Genomic DNA, 20515 nt, shown 5'->3' with positions numbered 1-20515 from the left:
CTCCGAGATTTGACCGCGCTAGGCAGGCCAATACAGCCTTTTCAACGGTACAAGCCGCTTGGTTGCCGTATCCGTTTGATCATAGTGTTCGACCAGTGCGCGTACGACGTTGTTTGACGTTTTCCCTTCATATGGACAAATGACCATGGCCTTTACCCATCAGGACGGTGCCTTTCACGATGCTGCACATGGGGCACAGCTCTACTACGAGCAGAAGGGCAATCCTCAAGGGTTTCCTCTGCTGTTTCTGCATGGCGGCACCTGTGACATGAGTTCTTTCAATGCCATGGTTGAGGTATTGGGCGAATGCTATCGTTGTATCGGGCTGGACACCCGTGGCCACGGACGCTCTACGCTGGGCAGTGCGCCGCTGTCCTATGCTTTGCTTCAGCAGGATGTCGAATCACTTCTAGCGGCGCTAGGTATTACATCGTGTCATGTCATCGGCCATAGCGATGGCGGCATTGTGGCGCTGCGCATGGCCGCTGCCCGTGCGTGTCTGTTGAACAGAATCGTTGTTATCGGGACGCACTGGACGATTGCAGAGGATACGGCTGTCGCTGAGCTGTATGCCGATGTGTCGCCTGAATTCTGGCGCCAGCACCTTCCTCAATTGGTCGATCAGTATGAGCGGCTTAACCGTGAGCCGGACTTCGATCGGTTACTGTCGCATCTGAGCGCCATGTGGCTTGACGACAGTGGCGACGGTTATCCTGGCAACCGCGTGCAAGGTATCAACGAAGAGGTGCTGGTCGTACGCGGTGACGACGATCCCTTGGTATCGCTGGCGCATACGGCGGCTTTGGTGGACCAGCTTAAAGAGGGTCACTTCTTAAACGTCCCTTTCTGCGGGCACTCTGTTCATGAAGAAGCCTCTGAGCTGGTCACCAGGGCGGTCAGCGAGTTTTTAGCATAAGGTCTCGCGCGTTAGAGGCACTGCGTTGATCAATGCCTCGCTTATCGGGGCTTGGACTGCGCCATCACCGTCTCGAACAACAGTTGATCCAATGCCTCTGTTTCCGTATAAGCGGCTGGGTCGATATCCGTACGCATGGCGGCGGCATCAAGCTCGCGGGCAATGAACGCATGCAGTTGTTCGCAGCAGGGGCCGTAGTGGCTCTCACCCGCCTGCTGCTTGGTGTCGAGCAGGGCTTCCAGCTCGCTGTATGCCGCAGCAGGCAGGGTCGATCCCGCCAGCAGCTTGCCGAACGGCATGGGGGGAATGCCTTTCCCTTCATCTATCCACTTCACGGCCAGTAATGGGCGCAATACGTAAAAGTATTTCTTCAGCCGGATGCTATCGCCTTGCAAGTGCTCCTTGAAGTTGCGTTGCGCCATCGACAGGTAGTGGTAGCGCGCCTTCAGTGGCGAGAAGAACTGTGGCAGTGTCTGGCGAAGCCGATTCATCCACAGGGTGTCTTCACGGTAGATGATCGGGGAATCTTGCCACTCAATCAGCGTTGGGTTGGCGCGCTTCAGTAGCCTCAGCGCCTTGCGCCATTCCCAGCCGCTAATATCCAATTCATCGCTGATCGGACGTTCGATCACATCGCGCTGCGGCTCGACTTTCAGATACCACTCCGGCCGGTGCACATACAGAAAGCGTACATCGTAATCGCTGTCGGGAGAAGCAAACCCCCAGCCGCGGCTGCCTGATTCACAGGCAAACAGCACTTTGACATCGTGCTCGCGTTCGATGCTATCGAGCGTCTCGTTGACGCGCTGGCGCATGGTGTCATCGACACCGTGAATGTTCAGTTTCATGGTTTCCCCCCTGCAGGTAAGCGCGCTTTCTTCACGCTTTATCGTTGACACGAATGATAAATACGGGTGATAGCAACGCTTTTATTCAAATGGCTCATAAATATGAATATCGACCGCCTCCAGTCTTTGCAGTTGTAGTTCGATTAACGCTTTCACTTCATCCCAAGGCAATCCCCCATTGCCTGCACCTAATGCAGGAATAGCGATCGACTGGATGTGATGTTGCTCGATCACGCGTTTAAGATCGGTCAGCCCTTCCTCAATCCATGCCATTTGGGACTTGCCGCGCCAGTGGCGCTTGGTCGGGAAGTTAATGATCCACTGTGGGCCAGATTCGGCATGTGTTGCCGTAATGAACATTCTGCCCGGCTCTAGCTCGCCTGCTTTGCACGCTTTGGCATAGGCCTCCATGTTGTCGGGAAAGCATTGCTTGAAGGCTAGCGCGATGCCTTTACCCATCACGCCGACCGTGTTGACGGCGTTGACCAGTGCATCGACGTTAGCCTCCAGTAGATTGCCTTGGGTATAGGTAATCATGAAAGCCCTCATCCCTCGTGAAAAGTTCGCCATTGTACAAGCAAGTCGAAATGGCTCTGCCCATAAATACACAAAAGCCGCTTTCCCCGAGGAGAAAGCGGCTTGAATGAGCTGATCAGAAGATTGTTCGTGACGGCAAAAATCACAGTCCTTGTTCTACAACATTGATCATATAATTCAGTTAGTTATAGCTCTGGCTTGTTAAACGTGCCCACCGACCCCTTTGAATTTTTCGACAAACGCAGCGATTCTCTGGAAAACGTATTGCTTTTTAGTCAGATATTCTGGGTTGAGCGGGCTCATCCTTGGCAAAAGAGCAGTAAGTTCGGTGCCGTTCTCACTCGCGAATTCGCGCTTTAATGAGGCGGTGATATACCGTCTAGCGGCTTCTGCGTTTAGCGCCTCATCATCAATTAACTCCTGCGCCTCGCGTTGCTGCTCTGCTTGGGCAAAAGTGAAGAACGCGTCAATCACGCTGGCTTTGTCACCAAGCTGATCAAGGTCGGTCTGGTTGATAAAATCCACTACCAGACTTTCTTTGGCACGGTTGCCCAAGCTTGCGCGGATTACTCTGCGTACATCCTCGACTAGAGCTACCTTGTCTTTAGTTTTCTTATTCTTCTCGAAAATCAATTCCAAAATATAATCGAGGTTGATTTCTTGCGACTTGAGCAGGTCTACTTCGAACACTACGTCATCCCAGTCGATGCTAGACTGATCTTGTTCTTTGCCTGCTTTCTCACGTCGTAGCCAGTCGCGGATATCATTATAGGCTGAGCGATAGTCTTGAATTTTGCGCTCAGGAATAACATGAATGGTCTGTAACGCGTCCAGCTCTTCATCACTTAGGTAATGCTGTGCTTTGAAATTTTCTACGGCCTGAGGATCATTTATATCGATGTTTTGTAAGTCTTTTAGACTGGCAAATTCATCATAGTTCTGCAGCACGTTTTCCACGCGCAAGAATTCGCCAAATAACTTTGCGAAGGCTTTCTTGTCGAGTTCTCTAACAATGTCAGTCGGATCAGGAAAGCGCTGCTCCAGCTCCGTTACCACATCCACAAAACCACGCCGTGCTTCACCAGAATTTACATCGGTGAAGCCTTCCATATAGTCTTTGTAGCTTTTTTCCAGCACCACATTTCGGGTGTTGTTTTCACCGAATAAGGTGATGGCATCAATGGTCGCCTGTTCCAGATCGCGGAAGGTAACGATGTTGCCAAACGTTTTTGTTGCTCCATAAATGCGATTGGTGCGCGAGTAGGCCTGTATCAGGCCGTGGTAGCGCAGGTTTTTGTCAACGAACAGCGTGTTAAGCGTTGGTGCGTCAAAGCCAGTGAGGAACATGCCCACTACGATCAGCAGGTCGATGTCCTGATCTTTCACGCGTTTCGCTAGGTCGCGGTAATAGTTCTGGAAGCCCTTACTGTCTACGCCGAAATTGCTGTTGAATTGTGCGTTATAGTCAGCAATGACTGCATTTAAGAACTCCTTAGCGCTACTGTCCATGGCGGAAACTTCAAAGCTTTCATCCGCAATATCACCAATAGCATCCTGTTCTTCGTTGGCAGAGAATGAGAATATAGTAGCGACTTTCAAAGGGTTGTCGCTATTTTGCTGCAATTTTTTAAAAGACTCGTAATACAGCTTGGCAGCATCCACGCTGCTTACGGCAAACATGGCATTGAAGCCTTTGCCACCTACCTGCATGCGATGGGTTTTCTGCTGGAAATGGCTTAGAACATACTGCGAAATTTCGCGGATGCGATCAGGGTGTAGCAAGGCCTGCCTGTTTTCTGCCGCACTGAGCTTTTTCTCATCCTGCTCGGTCTCGAGTGCTTTAAACTGCGGACGTACATCGTTGTAGTCCACTTTGAATTTGAGCACTTTTTCATCCCGGATAGCATCAGTGATGACGTAGGAATGCAACTCGCGACCAAACACACTGGCAGTGGTATCTGCACCTAAGGCGTTTTGCGGGAAAATTGGCGTGCCAGTAAAGCCAAACTGGTAAAACTTTTTGAATTTTCTTTTTAGGTTTTTTTGTGCCTCGCCAAATTGGCTGCGATGGCATTCATCGAAGATGAAAACAACCTGCTTGCCATAGATCGGCAAGTCGTTTTCGCTCTTCATCAGGTTGTTGAGCTTTTGGATAGTCGTAACGATGATTTTGTTGTCATTTTTGTCCAAGTTGCGTTTCAGCCCCGCCGTACTGTCCGAGCCGTTTACGCTGTCTGGCGAAAAGCGTTGGTATTCCTTCATGGTCTGGTAATCCAGATCCTTACGGTCCACCACGAAGAACACCTTGTCGATGAACTCCAATTCAGTAGCCAAGCGTGCCGCTTTGAAACTGGTTAGTGTCTTGCCGGAGCCAGTAGTGTGCCAGATATAGCCGCCGCCCTCAGTGCTGCTCCAATGCTTGGCTTGATAGGCGCTTCGAACTTTCCACAAGATGCGTTCGGTGGCCGCAATCTGATAAGGCCGCATGACGAGCAGCGTATTACTGACGTCGAATACTGAATAAGTCAGCAGCACATTGAGTAAGGTATGTTTCTGAAAAAAGGTCGCAGTGAAGTCTTTTAAGTCCTTGATCGGGCTGTTATCGGCTTTGGCCCAGTTCATAGTGAAGTCAAAACTGTTTTTGTTGCGCTGCGTCGTGTTGGCAAAGTAGCGCGTGTCAGTGCCGTTGGAGATAACGAACAGCTGTAGATACTTGAATAGGGAGTGCTCGGTGTTAAAGCTCTCTTTGCTGTAACGGTGCACCTGATTGAACGCTTCACGGATGGCCACGCCACGCTTCTTCAGCTCTACCTGCACCAGTGGTAGGCCATTCACCAGCATCGTCACATCATAGCGATTAGCGTGGCTGCCTGCTTGCTTGAATTGCTTGATAACCTGTACCTTGTTGCGGGCCAGTTTATTTTTATCAAACAAATAGATATTTTGGATGCGCCCATCATCGAACACGAAGTCGTGCACATGATCGTCGTGAACCTTGCGGGTTTTGTCGGCGATGCTGTCGCTGGGTTTGTCCAGCCAGCCTTCCACGAAGCGCGCCCACTCATCATCAGAAAAATCAACGCTGTTAAGTGCCTGCAACTGCATGCGCGCATTGGCCAGCAGCGCCGGCATTGTCCTTAGTTCAGTAAGATGCTCATAGCCTTGATTGACTAGGTCTTGGACGAACTCGCGCTCCAGATCGCTCTCACTCTGGTAGCTTTCAGCAACCTTCCATTCCTTATTATAAGTATCCAGAACAATAAATTTATTAGTTTCGGCGATGGTTTTGCTGTACTCAATCATTTTGTCCTTCCTCTTGCCAGAAGCGGTGGCTGCTCTTTAGGTGATCAAGTAACCGTTTGATCATCGCCTTCTCGGCAGGCGTTGGCCCGGCGGCTGTTTCGTTCGATAGCGTGCTGTGGCTGGTGAAGTTAAGGATTCTGCCTAGATAGAGCTGCTGGTCATCAGGCAGCAGTGCAGACCAATTTCTATAACCGAGAAAGCTGGCTGTTTTCTCGTATAAATTGCGTAGCAAAGTAAAATGAAACCGCTCAATTTTGTTATCAACAATAGCCTGCTCAATGGTGTGTTTGAGATGCAGGTGATAGGAAAAATTTTTGTTGGAGTCGCCGTATTTTTCGGTGAGGGTAAAATTGCCGTCTTCAAACCGTTCCAGCATGTAGCAAGTCTTCCCCTTTAGCTCATTAAAAAGTACGTTATAGAACAGAGGGCTGTGCGTCGAGACAATGAACTTCAGATTGGACTCGCTCGATTTGATCAAGCTGGCCAGGTTGACGGCCAGTTCGATCAAATGGTTTTCATCAAGCGAGCTGACCGGATCGTCAATGAATATATACTCTAATTGATCAAATTCTTGTGTTTCGCGGTCTTCAGGCTCTGGAATATTGCGTGTGCTAATGACCTGATCGAGCAGGGTATAAAAGATGCTCCAGATGAAACAGCTCTCTTCGCCTTTAGAAATCTTTAGTTTTTTGGAGCTATCGTCATCCCCCCGTGCAAGCGAGAAAGTGACCTCTGAAAAGTCCTCATTGAAATTCGGGGTCAGCTTGTCATTCGTGTAGTGCTGGAAATGTTGGATGATGTTGCCGTCCTGCCCCATATCACGAAGTATGGTGAGCAACCAATCCGTGAAAGAATTGGGCTGGATGCGCAGCCGAGGCTGCGCATCCAGTGCCAGGTCGTTATCCCAATAGAACAGGTCTTCGGTGAACGCGTTGTAATACAATATCTTATTGCGTGATACTTCGGAGGTACCGGCTTCATCCTCGCCTTCGCTACCATCGGCTTTAGGCGCAATCAGCTGCTTGAATTCACGTGACAAGCGCGTTTTTCCTGTACCATTGAAAGCGTAGATAAGCTGTACCTTCTTGTTGGCATCTTTTAGTTGTTTGGCGATTTCGGTCAGCGTTTTGCCCATGTTATGCCCCTACTGCTTCCGGCTTGGGAAAGCTCAGCAGCAGATCTCGGTAATACTCATATTGTTTCTGGCGCAGTTCAATTTCGCGGGGTAAGCCTTCGTTCATGGAGTTGGTCAGCGCATCGAATTTATCGAGAATGGCGACGATGCGTGCTTGCTCTGCCAGGGATTTTTCAGGTTCGTTTGCGTAGGGCAGAGGAAGCTTGAAACTCTTGACGATGCTTGAATTTAGGTCGCCTCTAGCCCCTTGGCCTAGTGACTTAATATTTTCATAGTTAAAACTTACCCAGTGGAAGACATAGCGATATAGGGCCTTGGTGCCATCAATCTCCAAGCAGCCGCAGTGCTGATTTGTTGTTAGCGGTATTTTGTTAATCGCTGATCTTCCTGCAGTTGCTCCAGATATTGCTATAATTACACAATTGGCAGGAATCCACTTTGCCGCCGAGTTTTTTATAGCAGCCTGAGTGATTTTTACTTTTGTAGTTTTTATATCGGAAAACTTCACCTCTTGAGTTCTGAGCCAAGGAATATCACCGCCATCGTAATACTCTGGGTTGCCAGCTGTTGGTGTGCCGCCCGAGTACCATTTTTTTGTAACGTCTCCCAACGTCTTCCATTCAACATCCCCCTCTCCAAAACTCAACAACTGGTCGCGATAGTAATTGTATTGTTTTTTGCGAGCGGTCAGCTCAGCGGTCAGCTCAGCGGTCAGCTCGGTGAAAGTATCTAGTACTCTCTTGATTTCGAGTTGTACTTCAAGCGGCGGTATGGGAATCTTGACTTGAGCAAGTCGAGCTTTGGAAACATTGAATCGCGTTACTCCGTTTGCAGTACGTATGAGTTGCTTACGCACTTCTTCGGAGCGAAAAAGATATTTGGAGAATCCTGGCTCAAGGCGTTTGGCATCATTTAATCGATATCCGATGCAGAAGCTGTTGAGGTATAGTGGCTCTTTAATTTCCGCCGTCACTACAGAGGAAATACCAACCTCCTTGGCAGTTTCGGAGGAACCGGTAAAGAGAATGTCGCCTCGCTGAAGTTGACGCTGACGTTCTCCGCCTTCAATCTTGACGAAGTCTTTTGCTTCAATATTTACAGCAATATTATTGAATACATTTTTATACGATATAAAGCGATTGTTCCCATCTGAAAAATCTGCTTTAGATTTTCCAGTCAAGCCACCAAAAATTTCTCCAATCTCACCAAGTGCTTTGAACTCTACTCCCTCCGGACAAAGCTCTAAAATCAATTTTTCAACCCGGCTCATGCCTTAACCTCCCCACCTTCGATCTCAGCAACGATGGCGTCAATGTCTTTGCGCAGCTGGTCGATTTTGGCGACGGTGATTTTCAGCTCGGCATTGAGTTTTGCAATATCTACCACTTCGCGAGTGTCTTCAGCCACGACATAACTGCTGACGGATAGGTTGTAATCATTGGCGGCCACGTTTTCCAGCGGCACCGATTGCGCGAAGTGTGCAATATTCTTCTTGCTATCGAACGCCTGTACGATCTGTTCTATGTGTGCATCTTCCAGCAGGTTGTTATTAGCGCCCTTTTTGAACAGTGCGCTGGCGTCGATGAATTGGGTGGTGGTGTCCTGTTTGTGTTTGGACAGCACCAGAATGTTCACGGCAATAGTGGTACCGAAAAACAAATTGGGCGCCAGTGATATCACGGTTTCCACATAGTTGTTGTCCACTAAGTATTGGCGGATCTTTTTCTCGGCGCCGCCACGATAAAATATACCTGGGAAGCAGACGATAGCTGCACGGCCTTTAGCTGAAAGGTAGCTGAGTGCATGGAGCACGAAGGCAAAGTCTGCCTTCGACTTGGGTGGCAGCACTCCGGCAGGGGCAAAGCGGTCATCATTAATCAACGTTGGGTCGTCGCTGCCGATCCACTTCACTGAGTAGGGTGGATTGGAAACGATGGCATCGAAGGGCTTGTCGTCACCAAAATGCGGATTGCGCAACGTGTCACCTAGCTGGATGTCGAACTTGTCATAGTTAATGTTGTGCAGGAACATATTCATCCGCGCTAGGTTATACGTGGTGTGGTTGATTTCCTGGCCGTAGAACCCGTCTTCGATGATGTGCTTGTCGAACTGCTTTTGGGCTTGCAGCAATAGTGAGCCGGAGCCGCACGCTGGGTCATAGATTTTATTGATGCTGGTCTGCTTGTGCATCGCCAGCTGGGCGATCAGCTTGGATACCTGTTGAGGAGTAAAAAATTCTCCGCCCGACTTACCTGCATTCGCCGCATAGTTGGAAATGAGATATTCGTAGGCGTCGCCGAACAGATCAATATGACTGGTATCGAAACCGCCAAATTCCAGCTTGTTCACACCCTTAAGCACATCTGCCAAGCGCTTGTTTTTGTCGGCAACGGTACTGCCTAGGCGGTTACTTGTGGTGTCAAAGTCCGCAAACAGGCCTTTGATATCCTGCTCGGAGGCGTAGCCGCTGGCCGATCTCTCAATGGCAGCGAAAATACGCGCCAAATCAGTGTTTAGACTATCGTTGGTGCTGGCTTTAGCGACCACATTGCTGAACAATTGGCTGGGCGCGATGAAATAACCTTTGGTCTTGATAGCGTCGTCTTTGGCTGCGGCTATTATTGGGTCATCATCTCTCATCCCCGCGTAATCGGCCGCACTATCGCCGCCATTCATGTAGTCAACGAAGTTCTCGCTGATGAAACGATAGAACAAAGCACCAAGGACAAAGTGCTTGAAGTCCCAGCCATCGACTGCGCCTCGTACGTCGTTGGCGATCTGCCAAATCTGTCGCTGTAAGGCATCACGTTGTTGGGTGCTGCTCATAGCGTTATTCCTATCTCAATTTATCTGGCTTAGTTCAAGCATAGGGCGTGAACTAAAAAAATGGATTGTTGCTTTTCCTGATGCGTTAACAGGATATTTTGATATCTGTGCCCGTTGACCAGTAAGCATGATGTTTGGCTAGCTGAGCACCTGAGTATTATGTTGTGGCGAAGTTAGTTCTTAATTCGCCATCAACTCAGAGTGTGCAACAGTGAGGTCTTACTTCACTTCCCAATACAAAAACTCCCAAAAATCTCACCTAACAAATCATCGGCAGTGAACTCGCCCGTAATCTCGCCCAGTGCCTGCTGTGCCGCGCGCAAATCTTCTGCCAGCAGTTCCCCTGCCATCGCGCCATGCAGCTGTGCTGCGCCGTTCTCTAGCGCTTCCTCGGCGCGTGCGAGTGCGTCCAGATGGCGGCGGCGGGCGGAGAACAGTCCTTCGGCGGTGCTGTCCAGTCCCATCACGTCTTTGAGGTGCTGCTTCAAGTTATCCACACCGGCTTGCGTGGCGGCGGAAATACGAATCACCGGAGGGGTTGTGGATAAATCAGCATCCGTGCCTTCGCTGGTCAGGTCGACCTTGTTGCGCACTAGCGTCAAGCGGCTGGGGTCGGGCAGGCGCGAGACAAACTCGGGCCAGATCTTCATCGGCTCAAGCTCGGCAGTATCGCGGGCGTCGACCATTAACAGTACGCGGTCGGCCTTTTCGATTTCGCTCCACGCGCGCTGAACGCCGATCTGTTCGACGGCATCGGGGGTGTCGCGCAGTCCTGCGGTGTCGATCACGTGCAGCGGCATGCCATCAAGGTGGATATGCTCGCGCAGCACGTCGCGGGTGGTGCCAGCGATATCGGTGACGATGGCACTATCGCGTTCAGTCAGTACGTTCAGCAGGCTTGATTTGCCCGCGTTAGGGCGACCAGCGATGACGACGCTCATACCGTCGCGCATCAGTGCGCCCTGTGCGGCGGAGGCCTTCACGTTGGCGAGGTTGGCTTGTACGGCCGCCAGCCGTGCCGCCACTTCGCCGTCGGCCAGAAAGTCGACTTCTTCTTCGGGGAAGTCGATCGCGGCTTCGACATAAGTGCGCAGGCCGATCAGCTCCTGTACCAGCGCGGTCACGCGCTTTGAGAACTCGCCTTGCAGTGAGCGCATGGCATTGCTGGCTGCCGCGCGCGAGCTGGCTTCGATCAGGTCGCTGATGGCTTCGGCCTGGGCCAGATCGAGTTTGTCGTTGAGGAAGGCGCGTTCGGAGAACTCGCCGGGATTGGCGAGCCGTGCGCCAAGGCGCAGGGTGCATTCAATCAACCAGTCCATGATGACCGGACCGCCGTGGCCTTGCAGTTCGAACACGTCTTCGCCCGTGAACGAATTAGGGCCGGGGAAGTATAGCGCGATGCCTTCATCCAGCACTTGCCCGTCATCGCTCAGAAACGGCGTGTGATGGGCGTGGCGGGGGCGGGGGGAGAACCCCAGCATCTTTTCCGCGATCTCGCCTGCACGAGGCCCAGAGACGCGTACGATGCCGACGCCGCCGCGTCCCGGAGCCGTTGCCAGTGCTGTGATGGTGTCGTTGGACAAGTTGTCGAAGGCAGCCATGGAAGAAATCCCGTCGTGAAGCGAAGCGCTCGCCCGCAGTGGGCCAGCGCCAGAAATGAGTGAACATGTTGCCACAGACGACAACGGCCCCGCACGCGAATGCAGGGCCGAAGGTCTTCATGCTTGCAGTCGGTCAGATCAGAGCTTGCTCTCGATCTGCTTCGTGATGAAGTACTGCTGGGCAATCGACAACAGGTTGTTGGTGATCCAGTAGATGACCAGACCTGCCGGGAACCACAGGAAGAAGAAGGTAAAGATGACCGGCAGCATGCGCATCACCTTGGCCTGCATCGGGTCCGGCGGTGCCGGGTTCAGCATCTGTTGCAGGAACATGGAGATCCCCATGATGATCGGCAGGATGAAGTACGGGTCCTGTGCCGAGAGGTCATGGATCCACAGCATGAACGGTGCATGACGCAGTTCGATGGACTCGGAAAGCATCCAGTACAGCGCCAAGAAGACCGGCATCTGGATGACCATCGGGAGACACCCACCCAGCGGGTTGATCTTCTCTTTCTGGTAGAACTCCATCATCTTCTGGGACATCTGCTGACGCTCGTTGCCGTACTGTTCTTTGATGCGCGCCATTTCCGGACCGAGCTTACGCATCTTGGCCATGGAACGGTACGCTTTCGCAGACAGCGGCAGCAGGATCGCCTTGACCACGCAGGTCAGCAGCACGATGGACCAGCCCCAGTTGCCGATGACGCTGTGGATCTTGGTCAGCAGCCAGAACAGCGGAGAGGCGAGGAACCACAGCCAGCCGTAGTCGATGGTCTTCGACAGGTAAGGGGAGACCTTTTCGAGCTGTGCCTTCTCTTTCGGTCCCATGTAGATCTGGGCAGAAAGGTCGAGCTGCTGGCCCGCTTGGATGGTCGCATCCGGCGTTTCGTAGCTGACGTGAGCGCGTTGGCGAGAGTCCATCGACGCTTTGTAGGTCACGACGTCCTGCGCCTGCGGAACCAGTGCGGCCAAGAAGTAGTGCTGGCTCATAGCCGCCCAGCCTTCGGCTGACGTGATGCCGCCGAATTTGCCATCCTTGATGTTGCTCAGGCTGACTTTCTGCGCACGTGCATTAGGAGACGAGAAGATAGCACCCAGATAGGAGTGGATGCCGCCAATGCCTTTGCTGGAACTGGTCGGATCGGCGCTCTGGTCGCGGACCAGCTCGTTGACGACGCGTGCATCGACCGCGTGGCTGTTCTGGTTGTTCAGCAGGATGTCCTGCTTCACGGCATAGTCACCACGAGTGAACGTGAAGCGCTTGATGACGTCTACGCCGTTGAGCGTGCCGTGCAGATCGACGACCAGCTGGTTCTGGCCATCTTCAAGGCGGTAGTCGGTGCGGTCGGCCGCGAGGGTCAGACGATACTGGCCATCAACGAAGACGTTCGACTGAGCCACGTAGTACATAGAGCTGCTTGTCGACATCAGCACGAACGGTTCTTCGCCATGCAGCTGGGCTTTCTGCTGCGGCAGAGCGGCGTACACGATAGCGCCGTCGTTCGGATTGATCCGAACGTTGAGAACGTCGGTGTTCACGCTGACGAGTGCTGACGAATTGGCCGCGCGGGCGTTATCGGCAGCAGGAAGTTCGGAGGCGGTCGCGGGGGCCTGTGTCACGTCGTCAGGCTGCTGGGCATCGCTCTGGGTGGCCGTCAGGACACTTTGAGGTGCCTGCGACTGGGGAGTGTCCTCGTTCCACTTGATGACGAGCAGGTACGCTACGATCGCCAGTGGAATGAGCAGGATGATGCGTTTCACGTCCATGAGGGAAAACTCGGTGGAATAGAGTGTCGTATCAACGTGATGCCTGACGTACAGGCACGAACGCCATGAGGGTTATCAAGACAGTCGCTGTTCCGGCGGCTTCCGCTGGGCACAACGCAAGAAAGCCCGTCGGCACCGGGCCGTCAGGCAGAAGTCTTGGCGTCGACTGCGCGCTTCACGTCCTTTTCAAGACGTCGCCACATACCATGCAGTTGACGTGCGAGGGTCTGGCGATCCAGCTCAAGAACGCCACGTCTAGACAGAACGACTATGTCGACCGCGGGCAGCCGATGCTGCTGCAGTCGAATTGACTCGCGCGTCAATCGCTTCAGCAGATTACGATCCACTGCGCGACGTGCATTCTTCTTGCTGAATACCAGACCGACGCGTACGTGCCCCACATCATTGGGGCAGGCCAGGGCCAGAAGACCCTTGCCGTGCACCTTGAAGCACGCACTGTCAAAGACATGGCGGTATTCGCGGCTGCTGAGAATACGCAGTTCACGCGGAAAACCGAAGGTCGGTGTCGAACCGCCCATGCCGATAATGATCAGGCGCTCAGGCGTTTGCGGCCTTTGGCACGACGACGTGCCAGAACCTGACGGCCACGCATGGTAGCCATGCGAGCACGGAAACCGTGGTTACGTTTGCGTTTCAGAACGCTGGGCTGGAAAGTACGTTTCATTGGATCGAATTCCTGTTGTAGAAGGATGTCGAGTCAGCTCGGCTTCCCTCAAACAGGGAATGACACGGGCTGTCAAGAGCGGCGATTTTAGAGAATCCCCGCCACAGGTGCAATTCCTGTTGTGTCATGGACACATCAAAATTATCACCTGCCGATGCAAGCTGCCCATCGGTAGAGCCGATGGGCAGCAGGGCAAGGGACCCCAAGCCAAGCTTGGAATCCCTTAGGCAGCAATTACTTGGCTGCGTCTTCCAGTGCTTTTACAGCCGGAAGAACTTTGCCTTCGACGTATTCAAGGAATGCGCCGCCGCCAGTAGAAATGTAAGACACTTGGTCTGCAATGCCGTATTTGTCGATAGCGGCCAGCGTGTCACCACCACCTGCGATGGAGAACGCTTTGCTTTCTGCAATCGCTTTGGACAGTGCTTTGGTACCTTCTGCGAACTGGTCGATTTCGAATACGCCGACCGGACCGTTCCACAGGATGGTGCCAGCGCTTTTCAGAGCGTCAGCGAAAGTAGCGGCCGTTTTCGGACCTACGTCCAGAATCAGGTCGTCATCAGCAACGTCGGCAACGTCTTTGACAGTTGCTTCGGCTTTGTCGGAGAACTCTTTGGCTACGACAACATCGACCGGTACCGGGATGTTGACTTTGCCCATCAGGTTCTTAGCAGCATCGACCAGATCAGCTTCGTACAGGGATTTGCCCACGTTGTGGCCAGCCGCTGCGATGAAGGTGTTGGCAATACCACCGCCGACGATGATGGCGTCGCATTTTTCGGACAGCGCGTTCAGCACTTCCAGTTTGGTGGATACTTTGGAACCACCAACGATAGCCACCATCGGGCGTTTCGGTTCAGCCAGCGCTTTGTGCAGAGCGTCCAGCTCGGATTCGAGCAGCGGACCTGCAACGGCTTCAGGCGCGAAACGAGCTACGCCATGAGTAGAAGCTTGGGCGCGGTGAGCGGTACCGAAAGCGTCCATGACGAAGATGTCACACTGGCTAGCGTATTTCTTGGCCAGCGCTTCATCGTCTTTTTTCTCGCCTTTGTTGAAGCGAACGTTTTCGAACAGGACGATGTCGCCATCGTTCAGTTCGACTTTTTTGTCGAGGTAGTCTTTTTCCAGACGAACCTGAACGCCGAGCAGTTCGCTCAGGCGGTTAGCAACCGGTGCCATGGAAGAAGCTTCATCCGGTTCGCCTTCAGTCGGGCGGCCCAGGTGGCTCATCAGCATCAGTTTGGCGCCAGCGTCGTGGGCCATTTTGATGGTTTTGAGGCTTGCGCGAATACGCGCGTCAGAAGTGACACGACCGTCTTTGACCGGAACGTTCAGGTCTTCACGGATCAGGACGCGTTTTCCTTTGAGGTCCAGCTCGGACATCTTGCGCACTGTCATGGCAATAGCTCCTGCATGTATGAGATTGGAAACAGCAAGGTTTTTCGGCAAGTCGCCGCAACTACTTGATGCCGCAGCTTGCCAATGGAAGCTTGTCTTGTTGGTGGACGCCGTCGTCAGGGCGTCCACACCGTGGGCTCAGTATACGGAACCTGTCCCACCCCCACCTGCTACAAATTGACTCAAAAACGATGGGGCAACAGAAGGGTACGCGTGTCGAGCGTTTCCCTCAAGACAGCATCTCTTCAGCGACCTTCACGACGTTCTCGACGGTGAAGCCGAACAGACGCGCCAGATCTTCCGGCTTGGCCGATTCGCCGTACGCTGTCATGCCAATAATGCGGCCATCCAGCCCGACATATTTGTACCAGCCATTGATGGACGCCGCTTCGACGGCCAGACGCTGGGTGATATGCCGCGGCAGTACCTGTTCACGGTAGTCTGCATCCTGTGCATCAAACATGCTGGTGCACGGCATGGACACGACGCGGACGCGGCGGCCCTTGGCTTCCAGTTCAGCAGCGGCGCGCACGGCCAGTTCAACTTCGGAACCGGTCGCGATGATGATCAGTTCAGGTTCGCCTTCGCTGTCACGCAGAATGTAGCCACCGCGCGCGATGTTCATCAGCTGCTCGTCGGTACGCGGCTGCATGGGCAGTCCCTGGCGGGACAGGGCCAGCGCAGTCGGTCCGTAGCGGTGCTTGAGCGCTTCCATCCATGCCATGGCGGTTTCGGCCGCATCGGCTGGGCGCCAAGTATGGAAGCCCGGCAGGGCGCGCAGCGCTTCGAGGTGTTCGATGGGCTGGTGGGTTGGGCCATCTTCACCCAGACCGATGGAGTCGTGGGTGAACAGGTGCACGATGCGGGTGTGCGTCAGTGCCGACATGCGCAGTGCGTTGTACATGTACTCCATGAACACCAGGAACGTGGCGTCATAGGGGATGAATCCGCCGTGCAGTGCGATACCGTTGGCGATCGCCCCCATACCGAATTCACGTACACCGTAGTGCAAGTACGCGCCGCCATGACTGTCCTTACTGATCGCCTTCACGCCTTCCCATTTAGTAAGGTTGGACGGTGCGAGGTCGGCGCTACCGCCGAACAGTTCGGGCATCATTGGGCCGATCAGGTCGAGTACGTTCTGAGAGGCCTTGCGGGTTGCGATTTTCTCACCGCGAGCCTGTACGTTACGTACGACGGCCATCGTATCGAAGCCTTCCGGCAGGTCGCCACGGTAGCGGCGCTGCAGCTCGCGGGCTTCTTCAGGATACTGGCGCGCATAGGCGGCCATGCGAGCATCATGCTCGGCCTGAAGCAATGCACCACGCTCACGGGCATCCCAGGCAGCATAGATGTCGTCGGGAATTTCGAACGGCGCATGTTCCCAACCCAGAATTTCACGGGCGCGGGCAACTTCTTCCTCGCCCAGCGGTGCGCCGTGGGAGGTTTCCTTGCCTGCTTTGGTGGGAGCACCGAAGCCGATCACGGTCTTGCAGATGATCAGTGACGGGCGTTCTGTCTCGGCCTTGGCGGCTTCGATGGCCGCGTCGATGGCTTCAGGGTCGTGACCGTCGATCGGTCCGATCACGTGCCAGTTGTAGGACTCGAAGCGCTTGACGGTGTCATCGGTGAACCAGCCTTTCACATCGCCGTCGATGGAAATGCCGTTGTCATCGTAGAACACGGTCAGCTTGCCGAGGCCGAGTGTACCGGCCAGCGAACAGACTTCGTGGCTGATGCCTTCCATCAGGCAGCCATCGCCGACGAAGGTCCAGACACGGTGATCAATGATGTCGTGACCGTCACGATTGAATTCTGCGGCCAATGCACGTTCGGCAATGGCCATACCGATACCGTTGGCAAGCCCTTGTCCAAGTGGTCCTGTCGTCGTTTCGATACCGACCGTCAGACCGTGCTCTGGGTGGCCGGGGGTTTTGGACCCCAACTGCCTAAACTGACGCAGTTCTTCCATGGGCAGATCATAGCCGGTGAGATGCAGCACGGAATAAAGCAGCATCGACCCATGACCGTTGGACAGAATAAATCGGTCACGATCAACCCACTGCGGATTCGCAGGGTTGTGTTTGATGTGACGATTCCACAAGACTTCGGCAATGTCGGCCATGCCCATAGGCATACCTGGGTGACCTGAATTGGCGGCTTGCACGGCGTCCATGGACAGCGCCCTTATGGCGTTGGCGAGCTGACGTCGGGATGGCATGAGGTTCAAGACTCCTGAGATGTCGGCGACCGTTTGAGCGTAAGAATCACAAGGCTGTCATCATAACAGTCGTGATGAGAGGGGTCGTCCTACATGAAAACGTACCCTTATTCCGAACAAAACGCCACGCCTGGATGGCAATTCCTATCACTAACGGCAGTGCTAGGCACGTCTGTAAAGGCCATGTACACTGCTAAGCTGTTCGCTTGCCACACAGGGTGCTTGTCTTGGCGAGAGTCTGTAATACCAGCGCTCACAATAAGTTGGGGCGAAAATCCTGGCGAACACTGTCCCCATGACCGGAAGGTCCCCCTCCCGGCCTCTCATGAGCCAACAACTATGAGGGTAGACACGTAATGAGCGACTCCTACCTCTTTACTTCGGAATCTGTATCCGAAGGGCATCCCGACAAGATCGCGGATCAGATTTCTGACGCGGTACTGGACGCCTTGATTGCACGTGACAAGCAGGCACGTGTTGCGTGTGAAACGCTGGTCAAGACTGGCGTGGCGATAGTGGCAGGCGAGATCACCACAAGCGCATGGGTTGACCTGGAAGACTTGGTTCGTAACGTGATTCTCGATATCGGTTATACCTCGTCTCAGGTCGGTTTCGACGGCGCAACGTGCGGTGTCATCAACCTGATCGGCAAGCAGAGCGTCGATATCGCTCAGGGCGTCGACCGTAGCCGCCCCGAAGATCAGGGTGCCGGTGATCAAGGGCTGATGTTCGGCTATGCCACCAACGAAACCTCTTCGCTGATGCCTGCGCCGATCCATTACGCACACCGACTGGTAGAACGTCAGGCCGAGCTGCGCAAGGATGGCACGCTGCCATGGTTGCGTCCGGACGCGAAAAGCCAGCTGACCTTCCGCTACAACGCCAAAGGCGAGCCGGAAGCGGTCGAAGCGGTCGTGCTGTCCACTCAGCATGATGAAAACGTGTCTCAGGAAAAACTGCGTCAGGCCGTGGAAGAGCTGATTATCCGCGATGTACTGCCGGCAGAATGGATCACCAAAGACACCCGCTTCCACATCAACCCGACCGGCAACTTCGTCATTGGTGGCCCGGTGGGCGACTGTGGTCTGACTGGCCGCAAGATCATCGTTGATACTTACGGTGGTATGGCGCGTCACGGTGGTGGTGCGTTCTCCGGTAAGGATCCGTCTAAGGTTGACCGCAGCGCTGCTTACGCTGGCCGCTATGTCGCGAAGAACATCGTGGCGGCGGGTCTGGCGGATAAATGCGAAATCCAGGTCTCCTACGCCATCGGTGTCGCAGAACCGACGTCCATCTCCGTCAACACCTTCGGCACGGGCCGCATCAGCGACAGCCGTATCGTCGAGCTGGTACGTGAGCACTTCGACCTGCGTCCGTACGGCATCACTAAGATGCTCGACCTGTTGCACCCGATGTACCAGCTGACCGCTTCTTATGGTCACTTCGGACGTGAACCGTTCGAACACCGCTATGAGTGGACCGACACTCAAGGCCAGCAGCACGTCGAAACCTTCACGGCATTCCCGTGGGAGAAAACCGACAAAGCCGCTGATCTGCGCAAAGCCGCAGGCATCTGAGTCAAACGTCGCCTAGCGTCACCCGAACAGCGCCCGAGTAGCCATACTCGGGCGCTGTCGTCTTGTTTCCCTTCTGTTTCACCTATTTTCTATACGATACGGCTGGCGTCGTGTGTTCGTTGACGACGGTCAAGGAGATGCCGCGCGCTGCGTACTGCGTCATACTGCATCTCGAAGTCGCACGACGTATCACTCATCTTTTACCGAAAAGGTAGTGTTCATCCTGTATGATGCGTCTCCTGCCTTTATTGAAAGCCCTGCAATGAGAGAGTCATGAATCTTTTCAGACGCAAGAATATCGATGCCATGGTGACGAGCGCCCCAGGCCCTTTGCGCAAGGTCATGGGGGCCACCGATCTGGTGATGATGGGACTGGCGGCCATGGTGGGAACGGGCATCTTCGTGGTGTTGGGACGTGCGGCGCTGAGCGCCGGCCCGGGCATCACACTGTCCTTCCTTGCCGCGGGCGTTGCCTGTGCGCTAGCTGCGCTGTGCTATGCCGAATTTACGGCCATGATTCCGGTTGCTGGTTCTACCTATACCTACGCCTATGCTGCGATTGGGGAAATCGTTGCATGGGTGACAGGCTGGAGTCTTATCGCTGAGTACGGACTGGCCGCCTCTTCGATGGCGGTGGGCTGGTCAGGTTATTTTCAGACGTTCCTGTCCACGATCGGCGTTCATCTGCCTGTCGCGCTGACGGCAGCGCCGGGGGCGCAAGAAGGGCATATGACCTTCTTCAACCTGCCGGCCTTCGCGATCGTCATGCTTGCGACTGCACTGCTGTCGTTGGGCGTGCGCGAATCCAAACGCATCAGCAACCTGATGGTGCTGATCAAGGTTGCGGTTATCGTGTTGTTCATTGCGGTGGGCATCTGGCACGTCGAACCGACCAATTGGACGCCTTACATGCCAATGGGAATGGGCGGTGTCGTCAGCGGTGCAGCCATTGTCATCTTCTCGTTCCTCGGGTTTGACGTCGTGTCTTCGGCCGCCGAAGAGGTGAAGAATCCACAGCGCGATCTGCCTATTGGTCTGCTGGGTTCACTGGTGATTTGCATTTTGCTGTATGTGGGCGTTTCTGCGGTCGCAACGGGGATCGTACCGTTCATGGACTTCCGCGGCAGTGATAGCCCGCTGGCGCTGGTGTTGCAGCGAGCTGACATCCAATGGCTGGCGGAGCTAGTGCTGCTGGCGGCCATCTTCGGCATGGCGTCGATGGTGATGGTAATGGGCTACGGCATTGCGCGTCTGGTGTTCGCGATTTCCCGCGATGGCTTGCTGCCCAAGTTCCTGTCGACCGTCAATCATCGTCAGGTGCCGATTTGGTCCACGTGGCTGCTGGGAACGTGTTCCGCGCTGATGGCCGGTCTGTTGCCCCTTCAGGTGCTGACCGAGCTGATCTGCATGGGAACACTGCTGGCCTTTATCATCATTGCGGCTGCCATCCCGATTCTTCGCCGTACACAACGTCATCTGAAGCGCCCGTTCCGCGTCCCGCTCTCGCCGTTCGTACCGCTTCTGTCGATCATCATTAGTGTCGTTCTGATTTGTAGCCTGACGCAGCTGACCTGGATTGCCTTCGGTATTTGGCTGCTGATCGGGTTCGTCATCTATTTTGGCTACTCACGTCGACACTCGAAACTGCGCCGCGCCTGACGCGGAACGCAGTCGCTCGCAGGCGTGCTCCTGAGAGTC

15 protein-coding genes are annotated in these 20515 nt (G+C 54.1%); 3 read left to right on the top strand and 12 right to left on the bottom strand.

Annotation, left to right across the window (positions count from 1 at the left end; all coding sequences use genetic code 11):
* Positions 1-145 precede the first annotated feature (145 nt).
* Positions 146-916, top strand: a complete 771-nt coding sequence (locus ACMHYW_RS13060) for an alpha/beta fold hydrolase (RefSeq protein ID WP_414500299.1) — start codon at positions 146-148, stop codon at positions 914-916.
* Between the two features lie 41 nt (positions 917-957).
* Here ACMHYW_RS13060 and ACMHYW_RS13055 read toward each other — a convergent pair whose 3' ends face one another.
* The 12 genes from ACMHYW_RS13055 to tkt form a co-directional block, all read right to left on the bottom strand.
* Positions 958-1764, bottom strand: coding sequence for a nucleotidyltransferase domain-containing protein (locus ACMHYW_RS13055; RefSeq protein WP_414500298.1), 807 nt, complete (start codon positions 1762-1764; stop codon positions 958-960).
* 81 nt (positions 1765-1845) lie between these two features.
* Positions 1846-2301 carry a macro domain-containing protein gene (locus tag ACMHYW_RS13050; protein WP_414500297.1) on the bottom strand — a complete coding sequence of 152 codons (456 nt, stop codon included), beginning with the start codon at positions 2299-2301 and terminating at the stop codon, positions 1846-1848.
* Positions 2302-2502: 201 nt separating this feature from the next.
* Positions 2503-5604 carry a type I restriction endonuclease subunit R gene (locus ACMHYW_RS13045; protein ID WP_414500296.1) on the bottom strand — a complete coding sequence of 1034 codons (3102 nt, stop codon included), beginning with the start codon at positions 5602-5604 and terminating at the stop codon, positions 2503-2505.
* Positions 5597-6739, bottom strand: coding sequence for an AAA family ATPase (locus ACMHYW_RS13040; RefSeq protein WP_414500295.1), 1143 nt, complete (start codon positions 6737-6739; stop codon positions 5597-5599). Before ACMHYW_RS13040 ends, ACMHYW_RS13045 begins: the two co-directional genes overlap by 8 nt.
* 1 nt (position 6740) lies before the next feature.
* The gene (locus ACMHYW_RS13035) at positions 6741-8009 is read right to left on the bottom strand and encodes a restriction endonuclease subunit S (RefSeq protein ID WP_414500294.1); all 1269 of its coding nucleotides are present in this window, start codon (positions 8007-8009) and stop codon (positions 6741-6743) included.
* Positions 8006-9565 (bottom strand): type I restriction-modification system subunit M, encoded by a 1560-nt coding sequence (locus ACMHYW_RS13030; RefSeq protein WP_414500293.1) that lies wholly within the window; start codon positions 9563-9565, stop codon positions 8006-8008. The genes ACMHYW_RS13035 and ACMHYW_RS13030 overlap by 4 nt, the downstream gene beginning before the upstream one ends.
* 224 nt (positions 9566-9789) lie before the next feature.
* Entirely contained in the window at positions 9790-11166 is a 1377-nt protein-coding gene (mnmE, locus tag ACMHYW_RS13025) for a tRNA uridine-5-carboxymethylaminomethyl(34) synthesis GTPase MnmE (RefSeq protein WP_414500292.1), read from the bottom strand.
* A gap of 138 nt (positions 11167-11304) precedes the next feature.
* Positions 11305-12936 carry a membrane protein insertase YidC gene (gene yidC, locus ACMHYW_RS13020; RefSeq protein WP_414500291.1) on the bottom strand — a complete coding sequence of 544 codons (1632 nt, stop codon included), beginning with the start codon at positions 12934-12936 and terminating at the stop codon, positions 11305-11307.
* 143 nt (positions 12937-13079) lie between these two features.
* Positions 13080-13475 carry a ribonuclease P protein component gene (gene rnpA, locus ACMHYW_RS13015; protein WP_414500290.1) on the bottom strand — a complete coding sequence of 132 codons (396 nt, stop codon included), beginning with the start codon at positions 13473-13475 and terminating at the stop codon, positions 13080-13082.
* Between the two features lie 11 nt (positions 13476-13486).
* Positions 13487-13621: a 50S ribosomal protein L34 gene (gene rpmH, locus ACMHYW_RS13010; protein ID WP_027704294.1), complete on the bottom strand. Its 135-nt coding sequence runs from the start codon at positions 13619-13621 to the stop codon at positions 13487-13489.
* A 234-nt stretch (positions 13622-13855) separates the two neighbouring features.
* Positions 13856-15019: a phosphoglycerate kinase gene (locus ACMHYW_RS13005; RefSeq protein WP_027704293.1), complete on the bottom strand. Its 1164-nt coding sequence runs from the start codon at positions 15017-15019 to the stop codon at positions 13856-13858.
* Between the two features lie 229 nt (positions 15020-15248).
* A complete protein-coding gene (tkt, locus tag ACMHYW_RS13000; protein WP_414500289.1) occupies positions 15249-17240 on the bottom strand; it encodes a transketolase in 1992 nt (663 codons plus the stop codon).
* A gap of 356 nt (positions 17241-17596) precedes the next feature.
* Between tkt and metK the strand changes: the two genes are divergently transcribed.
* Both metK and ACMHYW_RS12990 read left to right on the top strand, forming a co-directional pair.
* A complete protein-coding gene (metK, locus tag ACMHYW_RS12995) occupies positions 17597-18817 on the top strand; it encodes a methionine adenosyltransferase (protein WP_414500288.1) in 1221 nt (406 codons plus the stop codon).
* Positions 18818-19090: 273 nt separating this feature from the next.
* Positions 19091-20476 (top strand): amino acid permease, encoded by a 1386-nt coding sequence (locus ACMHYW_RS12990; protein ID WP_414500287.1) that lies wholly within the window; start codon positions 19091-19093, stop codon positions 20474-20476.
* Positions 20477-20515 lie beyond the last annotated feature (39 nt).

It is taken from the genome of Zymobacter sp. IVIA_12111.31 C1 (genome assembly GCF_047495495.1).
In the GTDB taxonomy this organism is placed as follows: domain Bacteria; phylum Pseudomonadota; class Gammaproteobacteria; order Pseudomonadales; family Halomonadaceae; genus Zymobacter.
The sequence above is the reverse complement of the archived record's forward strand: the minus strand, read 5'-3'. Positions and strand labels throughout refer to the sequence as shown.